The 17,268-nt window shown below is 35.4% G+C and carries 18 protein-coding genes; 16 read left to right on the forward strand and 2 right to left on the reverse strand.

Going from position 1 to position 17,268, the window contains the following annotated elements; genetic code table 11:
* The first annotated feature begins 320 nt into the window (after positions 1-320).
* Positions 321-767 carry a terminus macrodomain insulation protein YfbV gene (gene yfbV, locus N7931_RS03165; RefSeq protein WP_262791870.1) on the forward strand — a complete coding sequence of 149 codons (447 nt, stop codon included), beginning with the start codon at positions 321-323 and terminating at the stop codon, positions 765-767.
* A gap of 28 nt (positions 768-795) precedes the next feature.
* The gene (locus N7931_RS03170) at positions 796-1,794 is read left to right on the forward strand and encodes a GGDEF domain-containing protein (protein ID WP_262791871.1); all 999 of its coding nucleotides are present in this window, start codon (positions 796-798) and stop codon (positions 1,792-1,794) included.
* Between the two features lie 45 nt (positions 1,795-1,839).
* Here N7931_RS03170 and N7931_RS03175 read toward each other — a convergent pair whose 3' ends face one another.
* A complete protein-coding gene (locus N7931_RS03175) occupies positions 1,840-2,583 on the reverse strand; it encodes a YciK family oxidoreductase (RefSeq protein WP_262791872.1) in 744 nt (247 codons plus the stop codon).
* 133 nt (positions 2,584-2,716) lie between these two features.
* Between N7931_RS03175 and N7931_RS03180 the strand changes: the two genes are divergently transcribed.
* The 12 genes from N7931_RS03180 (at position 2,717) to htpX (ending at position 13,091) form a co-directional block, all read left to right on the forward strand.
* The gene (locus N7931_RS03180; RefSeq protein ID WP_262791873.1) at positions 2,717-2,965 is read left to right on the forward strand and encodes a DUF2960 domain-containing protein; all 249 of its coding nucleotides are present in this window, start codon (positions 2,717-2,719) and stop codon (positions 2,963-2,965) included.
* A gap of 18 nt (positions 2,966-2,983) precedes the next feature.
* Positions 2,984-3,736, forward strand: coding sequence for a BPSS1780 family membrane protein (locus N7931_RS03185; RefSeq protein ID WP_262791875.1), 753 nt, complete (start codon positions 2,984-2,986; stop codon positions 3,734-3,736).
* A 25-nt stretch (positions 3,737-3,761) separates the two neighbouring features.
* Positions 3,762-4,310 (forward strand): NAD(P)H nitroreductase, encoded by a 549-nt coding sequence (locus N7931_RS03190; RefSeq protein ID WP_262791876.1) that lies wholly within the window; start codon positions 3,762-3,764, stop codon positions 4,308-4,310.
* Between the two features lie 160 nt (positions 4,311-4,470).
* On the forward strand, positions 4,471-5,421 hold the full coding sequence (locus N7931_RS03195) for a YbgA family protein (RefSeq protein ID WP_262791878.1): 951 nt from the start codon (positions 4,471-4,473) through the stop codon (positions 5,419-5,421).
* 24 nt (positions 5,422-5,445) lie between these two features.
* On the forward strand, positions 5,446-6,927 hold the full coding sequence (locus N7931_RS03200) for a cryptochrome/photolyase family protein (RefSeq protein ID WP_262791880.1): 1,482 nt from the start codon (positions 5,446-5,448) through the stop codon (positions 6,925-6,927).
* 4 nt (positions 6,928-6,931) lie between these two features.
* Positions 6,932-7,381, forward strand: coding sequence for a nuclear transport factor 2 family protein (locus tag N7931_RS03205; protein WP_262791882.1), 450 nt, complete (start codon positions 6,932-6,934; stop codon positions 7,379-7,381).
* Positions 7,381-8,112, forward strand: coding sequence for an SDR family NAD(P)-dependent oxidoreductase (locus tag N7931_RS03210; RefSeq protein ID WP_262791883.1), 732 nt, complete (start codon positions 7,381-7,383; stop codon positions 8,110-8,112). The genes N7931_RS03205 and N7931_RS03210 overlap by 1 nt, the downstream gene beginning before the upstream one ends.
* 16 nt (positions 8,113-8,128) lie before the next feature.
* Positions 8,129-9,403, forward strand: coding sequence for an NAD(P)/FAD-dependent oxidoreductase (locus tag N7931_RS03215; protein WP_262791885.1), 1,275 nt, complete (start codon positions 8,129-8,131; stop codon positions 9,401-9,403).
* On the forward strand, positions 9,390-10,160 hold the full coding sequence (locus N7931_RS03220; protein WP_262791887.1) for a DUF1365 domain-containing protein: 771 nt from the start codon (positions 9,390-9,392) through the stop codon (positions 10,158-10,160). The genes N7931_RS03215 and N7931_RS03220 overlap by 14 nt, the downstream gene beginning before the upstream one ends.
* Before the next feature lie 11 nt (positions 10,161-10,171).
* Positions 10,172-11,440 carry an SAM-dependent methyltransferase gene (locus N7931_RS03225; protein ID WP_262791889.1) on the forward strand — a complete coding sequence of 423 codons (1,269 nt, stop codon included), beginning with the start codon at positions 10,172-10,174 and terminating at the stop codon, positions 11,438-11,440.
* Between the two features lie 33 nt (positions 11,441-11,473).
* Positions 11,474-12,121: a hypothetical protein gene (locus N7931_RS03230; protein ID WP_262791890.1), complete on the forward strand. Its 648-nt coding sequence runs from the start codon at positions 11,474-11,476 to the stop codon at positions 12,119-12,121.
* A 100-nt stretch (positions 12,122-12,221) separates the two neighbouring features.
* Positions 12,222-13,091 (forward strand): protease HtpX, encoded by an 870-nt coding sequence (gene htpX / locus N7931_RS03235; RefSeq protein ID WP_262791891.1) that lies wholly within the window; start codon positions 12,222-12,224, stop codon positions 13,089-13,091.
* Positions 13,092-13,143: 52 nt separating this feature from the next.
* Here the strand turns inward: htpX and N7931_RS03240 are convergent, their stop codons facing one another.
* Positions 13,144-13,602 (reverse strand): YchJ family protein, encoded by a 459-nt coding sequence (locus tag N7931_RS03240; protein ID WP_262791893.1) that lies wholly within the window; start codon positions 13,600-13,602, stop codon positions 13,144-13,146.
* 104 nt (positions 13,603-13,706) lie between these two features.
* Here N7931_RS03240 and N7931_RS03245 point away from each other — a divergent pair, with 104 nt between their 5' ends.
* Positions 13,707-13,925 (forward strand): hypothetical protein, encoded by a 219-nt coding sequence (locus tag N7931_RS03245; RefSeq protein WP_262791894.1) that lies wholly within the window; start codon positions 13,707-13,709, stop codon positions 13,923-13,925.
* 208 nt (positions 13,926-14,133) lie between these two features.
* Positions 14,134-17,205 (forward strand): HD domain-containing phosphohydrolase, encoded by a 3,072-nt coding sequence (locus N7931_RS03250; RefSeq protein ID WP_262791896.1) that lies wholly within the window; start codon positions 14,134-14,136, stop codon positions 17,203-17,205.
* Positions 17,206-17,268 lie beyond the last annotated feature (63 nt).

Raw genomic sequence — 17,268 nt, forward strand, 5'->3', positions numbered from 1 at the left:
ACTTTGATATAGCTAAATCGCTACATTAAAGCAAATCGCCTAATATTAAGGTATTTATTCATTTTCCATTTTTATAGCTCTTAATAAGTGAAAGGATAAGAAGTACTCTTAATTGATAGAATTGTTTGGTTAAAATAAATATTGACTAAAAATGTTGCCAGATTCCAATTAAACAAGATAGTTTTGTATGATTTTGGGTATTTAATTAAAACCCGTTTATAATATAGATAATAAGTGTTAACAAATTAGCTTTTGTCCGTTCTATTTGCACTGTTTTGTGTTATAAAGCACGAGCCGTAGTGAAAAGAGGTAACCAGATTATGAGTTCAAACTTATTGTCGACCATTCAGAAAGGTTATACTTACAGTAAAAATTGGCCTTTACGCCCAGAACTTTATCCTTTATTTCCCGAATGCAGAGTGATCAAAGCAACTCAGTTTGCACTTTTCGTGACACCAATTATTGCTGTTTTCAGCTTCTTTACACAGTTTTTTTATTTAGGTGAGTCATTTTTAGCACAATCTATTGCCATGTGCAGCTTAATTTTGAGTTTACCAATTCAAGGATTTATTTGGTTAGGCAAGCGGGCAAAATCTCTGTTACCAGTTAGTTTAGCAGCTTGGTATTATCAGCTTGAAAGTAAATTTATTGAACAAGGCATTGAATTTAAAGGCGTTGCTCGTAAACCAACTTATTTAGATTTAGCATCAGCTCTTAAAATAGCATTTAATAAGCTAGATGAAACTTGGATAAAAGAAAAATTTTAATTTGGACTAATATTTTTAGGATGTTTTTTTGATTACAAGCAAAGTCGAGCTTTTAAAGTCAGCAGTTGAAATTACTAAAAATAAGGATAAGCCAGCTATTATAACGGCTTTATTAGATGAGCTTGAAAAATTGATAGCTTATGATGTGATGGCACTTCTAAAAGTTGAAGATAATAATGAAAATCAACTGGAAGTAATCGCTGTTCGATTAAGTGAAAGTTCAGATTTTAATTGTTTAGTAACCGATTTATCTAAAGACGCGCTAATCCAACATTGTATAGATGAAAAACGTATACGGATTGAGCAATCTGTTAACATGCACAAATGTGTCTTTCCTCTCATATTATCTGGACAAATTTATGCTGTTTTATCAATTTATATTCACTCATTAAGTCAAGAACAAATTACGCTTATTGAATTATTGATAAAAATTAGCGCAAATTTACTGACAACTGTACATGATAGTGAGCTTGATACTTTAACAGGATTGTTAAATCGTCGTACTCTTGAGTATAATCTAGCTGACTTTTTTTCCGATTTAAAACCAAGAAATGACAATTTATTAAACGATCAATTTCATAACTGGTTAGTTATTTTAGATATTGATAAATTCAAATCCATTAATGACCAATATGGCCATACTTATGGGGATGAAGTCTTACTTTTGTTCTCTAATATTATGAAACAAAATTTCAGGTCTTCTGATTTATTGTTCAGGTATGGAGGAGAAGAATTTATTGTCGTGATTAGCTTTGCTAGTGAAGAGCAAGTTGAACGGATTTTAGAAAGATTTCGTAAAGCAGTAGCTCAATTTAATTTCCCACAAGTTGGTAAAGTGACTACCTGTGCTGGAGCCGCCTTAATAGATGCGAGTCTGCATCCCAATACAGTAATTGAACAAGCCGATAAAGCTTTATATTACTGTAAAGAAAATGGTCGAAATCAAATTGCTCTTTACCATAAATTGATAGAACAAAATAAAATAGGCTTGAGTCAATCTGTAGATACGGATATTGAGCTTTTTTAGACTCTTATCTTTAGCTATCAATATCCGTACTTAGTAAACTGCTATTTAATTTTGTTGAGCATTCAAACTTTGCCCACTAACTGATTGACTGACATCATCCATTAGGTAGAGATAAACTGGCATAATATCTGCCGGTTGAGCAATCGAAGACGGATCTTCTGCCGGATAAGCAACAGCCCGCATTTTTGTTGCTGTTGCGCCTGGGTTAATACAATTAAAACGCATCGCGGTATTGTCAAACTCATCTGCCAATACTTGCATCATGCCTTCGGTTGCAAATTTAGAGATGGCATAACCGCCCCAAAATGCACGGCCTTTGCGTCCTACCGATGAAGACGTAAAAATAACTGAACCGCAAGCCGATTTTTTTAATAAAGGTAATAATGCCTGTGTCATCATAAATTGAGCATTAACATTAACTTGCATGACCTTTTCAAATTTTTCTTGTGGCCATTGCTCAAATGGCATAATAGTGCCCAACTGAGAGGCATTGTGAAGTAATCCGTCTAAACGGCCAAACATATCTTCAATGGTTTGTGCCATGCCTAAATAATGCTGTTTGGTTGCCCCTTGCATATCTAATGGCACTATTGCTGGTTCTTTAGCGCCTAGCGCGACAATTTCGTCGTATACTTTTTCTAATTTTTCGGTTGTTTTTCCTAACAAAATCACTTCTGCACCATGCGTTGCATAACTGATCGCCGCAGCTTTGCCAATACCATCTCCAGCGCCAGTGACTAATATCACTTTGTTATCTAAACAGTTTGCTTGTGGGGCATAATCAAGCATGTTGAACCCTTATTCATCTGATAAAGCGGCTATTTTAGCTAAAATAACCGCTTAGCCCAATTGCTAATTGATAAAAAACTGGCTTATTGAACTTAATTTTTTGATAATAGGTCAATTATTAAAGAGGTTTAGTATGGCACGAAAAGTCAGTTACATTTTTAAAGGTCAATTTAAAGAAATTCAATTTTCTTATGACAGATTCAGAGATAAACACGAAGCTGTGGCAGCGGCGGAAGGGGTTGATCTAACCCGTTTTTTACAAATGGAAGAGCAATTAAAAAGTTTTCCTAAGCAGGGGGCTGCTGCCAAAAATTACCGTGAAACAGAGTTTAAACGAATGGGATTTGAACAAATTCAATTTGTTCGTGATGAAGATAATTAAATATTTATAGAGAAGTTAATGTCAGATATTGAACCATCCAAAACACCAAGAATTATTCCAACTACCAGACCAGCTAAAGCCGCTTTTAATTGGTTTAGCCAAGGTTTTTCTATATTTGAAAAATTTAAATTTCAGTGGGTTATTTTAACGCTGATTGTTTATGTTATTGCCTTTTCGTTAGCGGTTATTCCTGTGTTTGGTGAGTTAGTGGTTAGTTTATTAATGCCGGGTTTTTTTGTATTAGCCAGCGTTGTAAAATTAACTCAAAGGTTTGAACCAGCAGCTTTTTTTGAGCCAGTAAAAAAACACTTTGTTGCTTTACTCAGGCTGTTTGCGATTAACTTTGTTGGCGCGGCTATTGCGTCATGGGTTGCGATGTCGGTCACTGGGGGCAGCTCAATCGAAACGATTCAGCCTAATCAAGTCTTTTCATTTTTAGGTATCGCTTTGGTGATTTATTTACCTGTTATGATGGGGATTGCATTTGCACCAGCGCTGATTATATTTGACAAAATGTCAGTGCTGGAAGCATTTAAAATGTCATTTAATGGCTGTTTTAAGAATGCGTTATCATTAACTGTATTTAGTCTGGTTTTATTATTTGCTATGGTGATTGCGGTTATTCCTATGGGGTTAGGTTTACTGATTTTATTACCTGTGATGCACTGTACTTTATTTGCAATGTATGAGGATATTTTTCAGCATAAAGCCAGATTTGAACTCCCGCCGAGTCAGGATGATGACAACCAAGACGGCAGCTTTTTAGTGTAGCCACACAAAATAATAAGGAAGATTAATGCAAGCATTAGAACTTTTATTAAATCGTAGCTCATTTAACCAGTTAACAGCACCGGCACCATCACAAGATGCTTTGGATAATATTTTAAAAGCAGGCATGCGAGCACCGGATCATGGTTCATTAACACCATTTAGATTTATTGTATTTCAGAATGAAGCATTAAATGATCTTGGTGAAATTTTTGCCGAAGCCGCAGAGTTAGATGATGCGCCTTGCGAAAAAATTGAAAAAGCGAAAAATATGCCGCTTAGAGCACCATTAATTATTGCTGTAATTGCCAACGTGACGGAAGATCATAAAATCCCCGTTTCTGAACAAATAATTACCGCTGGCTGTGCGGTGCATGCAATGCAAATGGCGGCCGTTGCGCAAGGTTTTCAAGGGATTTGGCGAACCGGTGATTTTGCTTATCATCAGCACGTACGCAAGCAATTTAAATTAAAAGGCGAAGATCAAATTGTTGGTTATTTATATATAGGTACGCCCAGTAAAGATGTACCGATAAAACCAGCTAAAAATTTAAATGAGCATGTAGAATACTGGTGATTTTTAAATTATAAGTATTAAAGGTTTACTCGGATAAACCTTTAATACTTTTGTTATTTCCTCTCTTATTTCCATTTCTTACAAAATCCTATCTAAAATTGATCCACTAAGGATTTTTTCTCGTTTACTAAAATATGCGTTAAAAATGATAGGTTTAAACATGACAAATACACAAAAACTGAATATTGGTATTAGTGCTTGCCTGTTAGGTGAAAAAGTTAGATTTGATGGTGGACATAAAGCGTTAACCTTTGCCAATCAGACCTTATCTCAATATGTGAATTTTAAGCCAGTTTGCCCTGAAGTTGGCATTGGCATGTCGGTACCCAGAAAACCTATTCGTTTAGTTGAAACTCAAGGTGACGTTAAATTATTAGATAGCCGCGATAATCAATTAGATTACACTGACAAAATGCTCGAATTTTCAACCCGCCAATGTAGCCAACTAACTCATTTAAATGGATTTATTTTAACCTCTAAATCACCAAGCTGTGGCATGGAGCGGATGAAAGTATATGATGAGGAAGGTAACTTACAACACCGCAAAGGGGTTGGGTTATTTGCTAAAACACTGATGCAGATGCATCCAAACTTACCGGTTGAAGAAGATGGCAGATTAAATGATGCAGCGCTTAGAGAAAATTTTATATCAAGAATTTTTGTTCATGCAAACTGGCATCAAACAGTCGCACAAAGTGATCAAATTAAAGATTTAATCGCGTTTCACAGCAATCATAAATATCAAATTATGGCTCATAGTTATCAGGCTTATAAAAACTTGGGCAAGTTGGTTGCTAATCAGCAAAAGTTGGATTTTGACACATTAAAGCAAATGTATTTTAGTCAGCTCATGCAATCACTTAAAAACATAGCTGGTCGTAAAAAGCACTGTAATGTTTTAATGCATTTACAGGGATATTTTAAGCGAGATATTAGCGCACAGGATAAACAAGAACTGAACCATTTAATTTTACATTACCGGCAAGGATTAGTGCCTCTATTGGCGCCTTTAACTTTAATCAAACACTTTTTAAAACTTCATCCAAATGAATATTTGGCACAACAAACCTATTTTAATCCTTATCCCTTAGAAATGGGATTAAATGGGTAAACGGATAATGAGGTTAAATGGATAATGCAATTAATTTGGTTTAGAAACGATTTACGCAGTTTAGATCATGCAGGTTTACACCACGCGCTGAATACAGCAGAACCCGTTGTTGGCATTTTTGTGGCGACAGAATCACAATGGCAGCAACATGATATGGCCAGTATTAAACGGGATTTTATTTATCAGCGGGTGGTCGATTTAGCCAAAAAACTGGCTAAGTTAAACATTCCGTTAATCATACAAACGGTTGATAATTATCAACAATCAGTCGAAGTTATCACTGATTGTTGTCAGCAGTATCCAGTGAACGCGGTACATATTTGCCATGATTATGAGTTAAATGAGCAGCAAAGAGACAGCTTATGTCAGCAACAGTTAGATAAACTGAATATTAAATTATATGGCTACCATGATAATTTAATTTTTGCCCCTAACCAAATAACCAAAGCCGATGGTGATTATTACAAGGTATTTACCGCTTTTAAAAAACAATGGCTGAATGCTTTTCATCAGCAAATGCCAGTTTGTTTTGCTAAACCCAAACCGCAGCAAGCTGATTTTTCTAAGTACCCTAAGTTATATCAGCAACTTGAGTTAGCTTTGCATCAAGCTGACAAAATTGACAGTCAATTAGAACAAATAAAAACCGTATTTGATTATCAGTCAGAGCAAGTTGCAAATTGGCAGGATTATTTTATTTGTCAGGAATCTCAAATTCTGGAGCGTTTAAGACGTTTTTGTAAAGAACAAGTCGCGGATTATAAAAAACAGCGTGATTTTCCGTTATTAGACGCAACTTCGTGCTTATCGCCTTATTTAGCGGTTGGCAGCATCAGCCCCCGACAGGCGATTAACCGCTTAATTGCCGAGCAGGGCGATGATGTTTTTAGCGCTGAAAGCGGTAGTGCAACTTGGCTGAGCGAATTAATTTGGCGTGAGTTTTATCGCCATTTAACCGCCGTTTACCCAAAAATTAGCAAAGGGTTTGCGGTTAAATCTGAATATCAAAACCTGAATTGGCAAAATGATAAAACTCAATTTAAAGCTTGGTGTGAAGGCAAAACTGGATTTCCGATTGTGGATGCTGCGATGCGCCAGCTTAATCAAACCGGATGGATGCATAATAGATTACGGATGATCACCGCCAGCTTTTTAGTTAAAGATTTGCAAATTAACTGGCGTTGGGGTGAGCAGTATTTTATGCGCCAGTTAATTGATGGTGACTACGCCGCTAATAATGGTGGTTGGCAGTGGAGCGCTTCAACAGGGCATGATGCTGCACCTTATTTTAGGGTGTTTAATCCTACCACTCAAAGTGAAAGGTTTGATCCTAAAGGACTATTTATTAAAAAATATTGTCCTGAACTTGAAGCCGTTCCACAAAAATATATTCACCAGCCGCACGCATTTTTGAAACAAATTAAAGCCGGTGGAGATTATCCAGCACCTTTAGTTGAACATAAAGTTGCCCGCCAGATAACACTACAAATGTATAGGGAGGTTTAAGACGATGACTCAAATAAAAGCTGCGCCACCACCTTTAATTGAAAACTTTATGCAGGTTTATCAAAGTTTAAATAGCCATACGGTCGATTTGTTAGAACAAGTTTATCACCCAGAGATTGAGTTTGTTGATCCAATTCACCGGCTCAATGGCATTGAAAATATGAAAGCTTATTTTGCTGCTATGTATAAAAATACCATTAGCTGCGAATTTACCTTATTAGAGTTTGATCAGGTAAACCAAACTATTTATTTGAGCTGGCAAATGCAGTTACAGCACAAAAAAATAGGATCGGGTAAACATATAAATGTGCAGGGGATTTCGCATTTAAAAACCCGTCAGGGATTAATTATTTATCACAGAGATTATTTTGATTTAACTCAAATGATTTTTGATCATTTACCCGTTATTGGCAGTACAACTCGTTATATCAAGCAAAAAGCAGCGAGTTTATAATGGCTTATCAAAGCATATTAATTACAGGGGCAACGTCTGGGATTGGCTGGGCGTTATGCCAGTATTATTTAGCGCAAAAAAGCGATAATCAAGTGATTGCGGTTGGCCGTAACCAGCAAAAACTGGCAGAGTTAGCTGCATTAGGGTGTAAAACATTAAGCTGTGATTTAACTGACAGACAAGCCGTATTAGCGCTTAATACACAGTTAAAATCTTATACCCAGCAACTGGATTTAGTTATTTTAAATGCCGGAACCTGTCGTTACTTTGATCGCCAGCAGCAAGATAATTTAACCGATACGGTTGAATTTAATCTGCAACACAATTTTTTCAGTATGCTTTATAGTGTTGAACTGGTGATGCCTTTTTTAAGCGAGCATGCTCAATTGGCATTAATGGGCAGCATGGCGTCTGACTTTCCATTTCAGCAAGCACAGGGTTATGGCGCTTCAAAAGCAGCGGTTGCTTATTTTGCTAAATCTTTACAGGTGGATTATCCCAATATTTTAGTCCAGTTGATTCAACCGGGGTTTGTTAAAACTCCACTCACAGATAAAAATAAATTCAATATGCCGTTTTTAATTTCGCAAGAGCAAGCGGCTTTGCAAATTGTAAAAGGCATTAATAATCAAGATAAATTAATTCGTTTTCCTAAACGGCTCAGTTTTATTATCTCTTCTTTGGCGGCAATACCATTAAAGCTGCAATATAAGCTGGCTCAAAAATTATAAAAATGGAGTAAATTCAATGAAAATCGCCGTTATCGGGTCAGGTATTTCAGGATTAGTATCAGCATGGCAGTTATCCAAAAACTATCAGGTGACTTTATTTGAAAAAGCGCCAACTCTAGGTGGTCATACCGCAACTAAACAAATTGAGCATCAAGGTAAACAGTATTCAATTGATACCGGATTTATTGTATTTAATGACTGGACTTACCCTAATTTCAATCGATTTTTGGATAAACTCAATGTAGCTCATCAGCCAACAACTATGAGTTTTAGTGTGACTAACTCGCAGGATAAACTTGAATATAACGGACATACATTAGCAACGCTATTTGCGCAAAAATCTAACTTATTCAATCCTAAGTTTTACCATTTTTTGTATCAAATCGTTCGGTTTAATAAACTCAGTAAACAATTATTAGCCGCAGAAATTAACGACAGTGAACAAATTTTAAATGCGTCATTAGATGCTTTTTTAAAGCGGTTTAATTTTTCTGAGTATTTTGCCACCAATTATATTTTAGCGATGGGGGCGGCCATTTGGTCATCTGGATTGGCTAAAATGGGCGATTTTCCGCTGAGATTTTTCCTTCAGTTTTTTAATAATCATGGTTTATTAAACATTGCAGACCGGCCGCAGTGGTCTGTTGTATCCGGCGGTTCAGAGCAATACATTAAAGCTTTAATGGCTGAAATGACACAAGTTGATATCCGGTTAAATTCTAATATTAAACAAGTCGTCAGAGAAAATAATCAGGTAGAAATTATTTTGGATGAAGGTCCAGAGCTGTTTGATAAAGTAGTATTTGCATGTCACTCTGATCAAGCACTTGCTTTGCTTGCTGCGCCAAGTCAGGATGAAACGCAAATATTAGGTGATATTCGATATGCGGATAATCAGGTAATTTTACATACCGATCCCCGATTATTACCAAAAAGAAAAGCGGCTTGGGCTGCATGGAATTACAACCTGTCAGCTAATTTACCGGATGCCGCCACTCTGACTTATAACATGAATATTTTGCAGGGTATTCAGAGTGAAACAACATTTTGTGTGACACTAAACCAAACCGATGAAATCGATCCGGCGAAAATTTTAGGTCAATATACTTATGCTCACCCGGTATTTGATTTAACCAGTATAAAAGCTCAAAAGCAGCGGGATTTAATTAACGGTAAAAATAACAGTTATTTTTGTGGCGCGTATTGGTATAACGGATTCCATGAAGACGGGATTAAAAGTGCGCTCGATATTTGCCGGCAGTTAGGAGTAACTGATTTTGACAATAGCTAACCCCTTTAACAGCGCAATATATTTAGGTACCACTTACCACAAACGGCTAAAACCGAAAGTGCATAGTTTTAGCTATCCAATTTATTTTATCTATTTAGATTTAGATGAAATAACTCAAATTACCCAGCAAATAAAGCGCTTTAATACCACTAAATGGGCTTTTGCCAGTTTTATTGAAGCTGATTATTTACCGGAACAAGCTGACAATACATCACTCAAGCAGCAGGTGATAAATAAAGCAATTGAATTAGGGGAAACAGAAAACATTAATAAAGTTTGCATGTTAGGGCAAATCCGAACCTTAGGTTTATATTTTAGTCCGGTCAATTTTTATTATTTATTTCAAGATGATAGATTAATTTCTATTTTAGCTCAGGTGAGCAATACCCCATGGAATGAACGTCATTTTTATTTAGTGCCCTTTAAACCTAAACAATCCCATATTTGCCATAAAGAATTTACCGTTTCGCCATTTAATCATTTAGATATGAAGTACCGCTGGCGAACCAGTTTGCCTGATCATAAATTAGATTTACATTTGGATAATTTATTAGATAGCGATAATGAAAAAATATTTCATGCTGGTATTCATTTAAAAAGGCAGGATTTAAATAATAAAAATTTTAATCAATTATTGATCAACTTTCCGGCAATGTGCGTAAAAACAGTAACTTCAATTTATTGGCAGGCATTAAAACTGTGGTTAAAAGGTACTCCGTTTTATGGTTATGTCATCAATAAACAAGAATTCAAATAAAGGAGTTAGTGATGTCGTCTAACGAGTTAAGTCCGGTTCAGCAAAGTGCTAAGCACCAAGAATTAGCCAAATATCAGCAAATTTTTGCCAGTTTCGCCCGTAAGGTCTTATTAAAAAAGCTAACTCAACTTAAAACGGGTTATTTAGTTATTCAAGACGAAATAAGTACAACTCATGTGAATCCAGCTCAGGCTTGTGGTTTATCAGCCCATATTAAAGTTCATCATTTGCATTTTTACTCTATGGTATTAGCCAGAGGCAGTATTGGTGCCGGAGAGGCTTATATAAAAGGTTACTGGAGCACAGATGATTTAACTCAAGCAATCCAAATCTTTTGTGCCAATGTAATGGTTTCTGACCAAATAGAGCAGGGCGTTAATCGCTTGTTTAAGCCCGCACTAAAGTTTAAACATTGGTTAAATAAAAATAATATAACGGGTTCAAAACGCAATATTTCAGCGCATTATGATTTAGGCAACGAAATGTATAAGTTGTTTTTAGACCCTAAAATGATGTATTCGAGCGCGATTTATCCCACACCAGAAGCGGATTTAACTCAAGCCGCTGAATATAAACTCCAGCATATTTGTGACAGATTAGATTTAAATGAGTCACATCATTTATTAGAAATTGGCACAGGCTGGGGCGGTATGGCTATTTTTGCAGCGCAATATACGGGCTGCAAAGTCACCACTACAACTATTTCAAAAGCTCAGTTTGACTATGCAAAACAGGCCGTTATAAAAGCAGGGCTGGAAGATAAAGTTAATGTGATCATGCTCGATTATCGTGAGTTGGAAGGTCAGTATGACAGGTTAGTTTCGGTTGAAATGATAGAAGCTGTTGGCGCTGAATATTATCCGGCCTTTTTTAAAAAATGCGCAAGTTTATTAAAACCTGATGGTGCAATGTTAATTCAAGCCATTACAATTGCGGATCAAAGATATGATTATTACATGAATCATGTTGATTTCATTCAAAAATATATATTCCCCGGCGGATGTTTACCCTCTGTTGAAGCAATCGCTAAACAAGTGAGTCAATCCACCGATATGGTTATTCGCAATATTGAAGATATAGGTTTTCATTACGCTAAAACATTGGCTGATTGGCGCGATAACTTTTTAGATAATTTAAATGCCGTTCGCCAACTTGGTTACGATCAAGCATTTATTAATATGTGGATCTTTTACCTGTGTTATTGTGAGGCTGGTTTTAAACAGCGCAGTATTTCAACCATTCAAGTATTAGTCACTAAACCTGAATGTTTTGATGTTTAGTTGTATCGCTATCTTTAAACTGGGTGATTAACAATGCGTATATTGCAAAGTCGTATTTTCCAGAGTATCAGTTTTGGCTTAATCTTAAACTTGAGTTTGGTTATCAACTTGCCAGTTGCGAGAGCACAACAAGCCGAACACACTGAATTATTGTGGCAGCAACAATCCCCAGTTGGCAGTGCCAGACTTACTTATTTATGGTGGAAGGTTTACGACAGTGAATTTTACTGCGAGCAAAGAAATGGATTAAAACAGCATATAAACGCCACTCAAAAAGGTAAGTCGGTTTCAGATCAGCAGGTTTATCTTGAAATGCAAACCCTCATTAAACACTGCCAACAATTGGCACTAAAGATTCATTATTTAAGGGATATAGATAAAGTTGACTTAGTCAAGGAAACAGAAAAACAGTGGCGTCACTTAAGCTTTACTGAAATAGACTTTACCCCGTGGCTAAATCAGTTAACTCAAATATGGCCTAATTTAAAACAGGCGGATGAACTGATTTTTATGGTGAAAAATGCATCAGAAACGTCACCAAATTTAACTGCTCAATTTTATTATAATAATCGTTTAATTGGCGAATTAAATGACTCTAAAATGATTTATGCATTTGCTGCTATTTGGCTAAGTCAGGCAACCAGCGAACCAGAGTTGAGAGAAAAATTATTCAACTTTTGACACAAAACTTTCAGTAAAAATATTTATGATTAAGGATATTGATTTTTACTGATTTAGACATATTATGTCTTTGTTTGCAGCTGATTATTTGGAGTGGGATATGCAAAGAATTATACTGTTTTTAATTACTAATATTGCCGTTATGCTAACTTTGAGCATAGCACTTAGTATTATCTTTTCTGTATTTGGAATTAATACGCGTGGCATGGGCGGTTTGTTAATCATGGCTGCTGTGTTTGGTTTTGGCGGTTCATTTATCTCATTGCTGATGTCAAAGTGGATGGCTAAAAAATCGGTTGGCGCAATTGTAATAGAGCAGCCGAGCAACTCCACTGAGCAATGGTTGGTAGAAACGGTTCGCCGTCATGCCAAACAAGCTAATATTGGTATGCCAGAAGTTGCTATTTTCAATTCACCAGAAATGAATGCATTTGCCACCGGAGCCAATAAAAATAATGCCTTAGTTGCGGTGAGTGCTGGTTTATTAAATAATATGACCCGAGATGAAGCCGAAGCGGTTATTGGGCATGAGATTAGCCATATCGCCAACGGTGACATGGTCACCCTAACTTTAATTCAAGGTGTGGTAAATACTTTTGTTATTTTCTTGGCGCGTGTCGTGGCAGGCATTATTGCTAATGCAACTCGCAGTAATGATCAACAAAGCAGTGGCTTAGGTGGTTTTGCTTATTTTGCGATTGTATTTGTACTTGAAATGTTATTTGGTATTTTAGCCAGCATGGTCGTAGCTTGGTTCTCACGTAAACGTGAATTTAGAGCCGATGCCGGCGGTGCTTATTTAACAAATAAACAAGCTATGATCGCAGCACTTGAGCGTTTAAAAATGAGTCAAGAAAGCCGTTTAGAAGGCTCTATGATGGCATTTGGTATTAATGGCGGTAAATTGGCTAGTTTATTCGCCAGCCATCCACCGTTAGACAAACGCATTCAGGCTTTACGTAACGCTTAATATTTAAAAATGCGTGATTGAATAAAACTTCAATCACGCACTCTTCTCAAACTTATCCGCAGCAGCGCTTAAATTTTTTGCCAGAGCCGCATACACATAACTGATTACGATTGATTTTGTGTTGTTCAACTTTTAACTTGCCATCAACATAAAACCAGCTGTTATCCTGCTTTAAAAAATTTGAGACTTCCTGCATACAGACTAATTTATCTGTATCAATATATTTTGCAATAAACTCTACCTGCGCCTGACTTTCTGTCATTTGTTGGCTGTTTAATACGGTTAAACCAACAAATTTTACACTATTAGCGAATTCGGCAATTTCTGCTTTTAAATTATCGCTTCGGCTATCGGGTAACTGGGTTTGATAAATATAATCAACCGCTTGGGTTGCGTAAGCGCTATAACGAGAGCGCATTAATTGCTCAGCAGTTTCTGCATGTTTCTGTTGTTGAATAAGTGGCGCACAGCAAGTTTCAAAAGTCAGTTGAGATTGACAAGGGCAAAGCATAAAAATTGTCTTAAAATATAAAATCAGGGCATTAGTTTAGCATGAAAAATCATCGCCAAATCAAATCAATTTAAAAGAATGGAAAGCAAAGCAAAGCAAAGCAAATGAAATTATATTCAAATATATTAATCGCATTTATAGCCAGTTTATTAAGTGCCTGTTCTCAGAAAATGGCTTATCAAAGCATGCAAGAATCCGGTAAAAGTATGGTCAAATGTGAGTTGATTACCGATCATATTGAGCGAGAAAAATGTTTTGCACAGTTCGATATGACTTATGAAGAGTACCAACAAGAAAGAGAAAAAGTTTTAAAATATAATTAGTTATTAGATATAAAAAATAAATTAATTTATACTTGAAAACAGAATAACTATATTTGAAGCAAGGAAAGCAATGCTAAATAGTTCGCTCAGGAAAGTAAAATCTAAACTCCAATTCTCCATTCGATTAACTCTTGTCAGTGTATTTATCATTGCAACTTCGATAACAGCTTTTATCGCAATTGGGTTGCAATATTATTTCAGTCAGAAGATGGCTGTCAGCTCTCAAGTAAATCAATATGATTTAACGACTTACCATGCTAACCAGTATTTAAATAGATTAAATCAAAATGCAATAAACTCTGTTAAGTTAGTTAGTCAGAATAAAAGTTTACAAACAACTCAAAATTTAGATATAGATTATATTTTAAGCCATCAATTCGCTCAGGTTCTTGATAATGAATCACTATTTTACGCCTTATACTTTGCAGATTCTCAAGGTAACTTTTATCAAATTGTAAATTTAAAAAGTAACTTATCAGCACATTCAGAATTAGAGTTAAGCGACAGGGATAAATGGTTGATAGTGAAAATTACAGATAAAGATGGTATCAGAACTAAGCAGAGTAATTATTACGATAAATATTTTAATTTGAGGTTGAGCTTATCTGAACCAAGTCAATATCAACCGGAATCCAGAAGCTGGTATAAACATGCTCAAACAGACAGGGTGAGTAAAACTAACCCGTATTTATTTAGTAACCAGCAAATACCTGGGCAAACATATTCTTTTAAAATAGAAAACTCAAATTTGGTCATTGGATTGGATATTGTTTTATCTTCGATTTCAGAAGCTTTAGTTGCTCAAAATAATAATATACATCAAGGTGCAGATACTCAGTTTTTTATGTTTCAAGAAAGTGGGGAACTCATAGCCTCTAAAACCTTGTTAAAAAAAACGCAGCCTTATCCTCAAAGCCCAATGATAAACTTAAGTGATAGTCAAAAAGCGACTATTAAAAAATTTCCGATATTAACTATTTCAAATGAAACTAATTGGGCTCCAATTGATTTTAGTGTCGCTGGTGAACCAAAAGGTTATACGGTTGATTTATTAAAACATATTGCTTTAATAACTGGGCTAGAATTTAAATTTGTTAATGGATATAACTGGAGTGAATTTTTAGTTCAATTTGACAATAAAGAGCTAGATATACTTCAACCTATTTTTCCGACCTATCAAAATAACCAAAAAGGCCGGTTAAGCGAAAGTTTATTGCAATTACCATTTGCAATAGTTACAGCAGCAGGTCGCAAAGATACAACGGAATTAAAAGATTTAACCAATAAGACTTTAGCTATCCCAGCAGGTTGGTCTGTTATTCCTCTAATAAAACAACACTACCCACGGATAAATATAGTAGAAGTTAAAGATACTAAATCTGTTCTAGAAGCCGTTGCATTACGCCAAGTTGATGCAGGGTTAGATAATTATGCAGTTCTTATTTATACAGCAAAACAATATTATTTGAATGGGGTTGATTATTATGTATTAGATAAATTACCTCAAGATTTATTTCCACAAACGTTACACTTGTTAGTTCAACCAGAAAAACAAGCTGTTCTTGATATTATAAACTTAGGATTAGCGAGTTTATCGGATGAATTCAAACAATGGCTAATAGATAAATGGTTAGCCGAATCGACCCAAGCTAATACAATTGGCACAATTGCACATCCTGAACTACTCGAATTAGCCAAAAACGAGGAAAACTTAGGAAAAATGATATTAGTTGAATTAAATCAAGTTGCTACGTATGTTTATTTAGCTAAATTAACTCACGGTGATTTAAATCAACAACAGTCTGACTATTTAGCTTTTTTGATACCCAAACATGCTGTAACCAAACAAAGTCGACAACAAATATTGTATTCTATTTTATTAACTGCTCTTTGCTTATTTTTCCTTTTACCTGTCTCTTGGTATTTTGCTTCTCCAATCGTAATGCCAATTAAACGACTCACCGAAGAAACAGAAAAAGTTAAAAATCGTCATTTTGATAAAATTACTACCCTAAGCAGCCGTATTATAGAAATTGAAACTTTAGCTAAATCTATTTGGAAAATGGGGAAAGCAGTAGAGAAACATGAACAAGATCAAAAAGCTTTAATTGAATCTTTTATTCAACTAATTGCACAGGCTATTGATGATAAGTCTCCCTATACTGCAGGCCATTGCGACAGAGTGCCTAAACTTGGTATTTCGTTGGCAAAAGCAGCTTCAGATTCAAATTTAACTGCATTTAAAAATTTTAAGTTTAATTCTCCAGATGAACTTAGAGAGTTTAGTATCGCAGCATGGCTACATGATTGCGGAAAAATCACAACACCAGAACATATAGTAGATAAAGGTACTAAGCTTGAAACTATTTATAATCGAATTCATGAAATTCGAATGAGATTTGAAGTATTATGGCGAGATGCTGAAATTGAATATTATAAAGCTCTCCAGCAGCACCCTAATAATCAATCCCAATTGCAACAAAGACTAAAACAGCAGCAGACTAAACTTATCCAAGATTTTTCATTTATTGCTGAGACCAATGTAGGTGGGGAATTTTTAGATCAAGAAAGTACTAGCCGTTTAAAAACTTTATCTCAAATAGCATGGCTAAGACACTTTGATGACAAAATAGGTATTTCACCTGTTGAAGAATTGAGGATGGCAGCGAAAGATACTGAAAGATTACCCGTTATAGAGTTTTTATTAGCGGATAAACCAGAACATTTAATCGAGCATGATAAAAAGATTGAGTATGATCCAAAGCTTGGTATTAAATTATTACCGCCAGAATATAAATATAATTTAGGTGAACTACATAATTTATCAATTACACGAGGTACATTAACAGCCGAAGACAGATTTAAAATAAACGAGCATATTATCAGTACCATTAAAATGTTAGAGCAAGTGCCATTTCCTCCTGAGCTGGCAAAAGTGCCGCGATATGCGTCTACCCATCATGAAACTTTAAAAGGTACAGGGTATCCTAGAAGGCTATCTGCAGATGATTTATCAATTCCTGAACGGGTTTTGGTTTTAGCCGACATATTTGAAGCATTAACAGCCGCAGATCGCCCATATAAAAAAGCGAAGCCTTTAAGTGTCTCGATTGATATATTGTATAAAATGGTATTAGACGAACATGTAGATAAGGATATTTTCGAACTATTTTTAACTTCCGGTATTTACCTAGAATATGCCAAACAATATTTAAGTGATAACCAAATTGATAAAGTAGATATTGAATTTTATTTAAATAAAATACGTCAAGTTAAATAAATTTATAGTTAAAAAAACCGCTTTTAAGCGGTTTTTTTAACTGGATAATCATAAATAAGAAAG

Origin of the sequence: Catenovulum sp. 2E275 (assembly GCF_025515275.1) — a bacterium.
Lineage (GTDB): Bacteria > Pseudomonadota > Gammaproteobacteria > Enterobacterales > Alteromonadaceae > Catenovulum.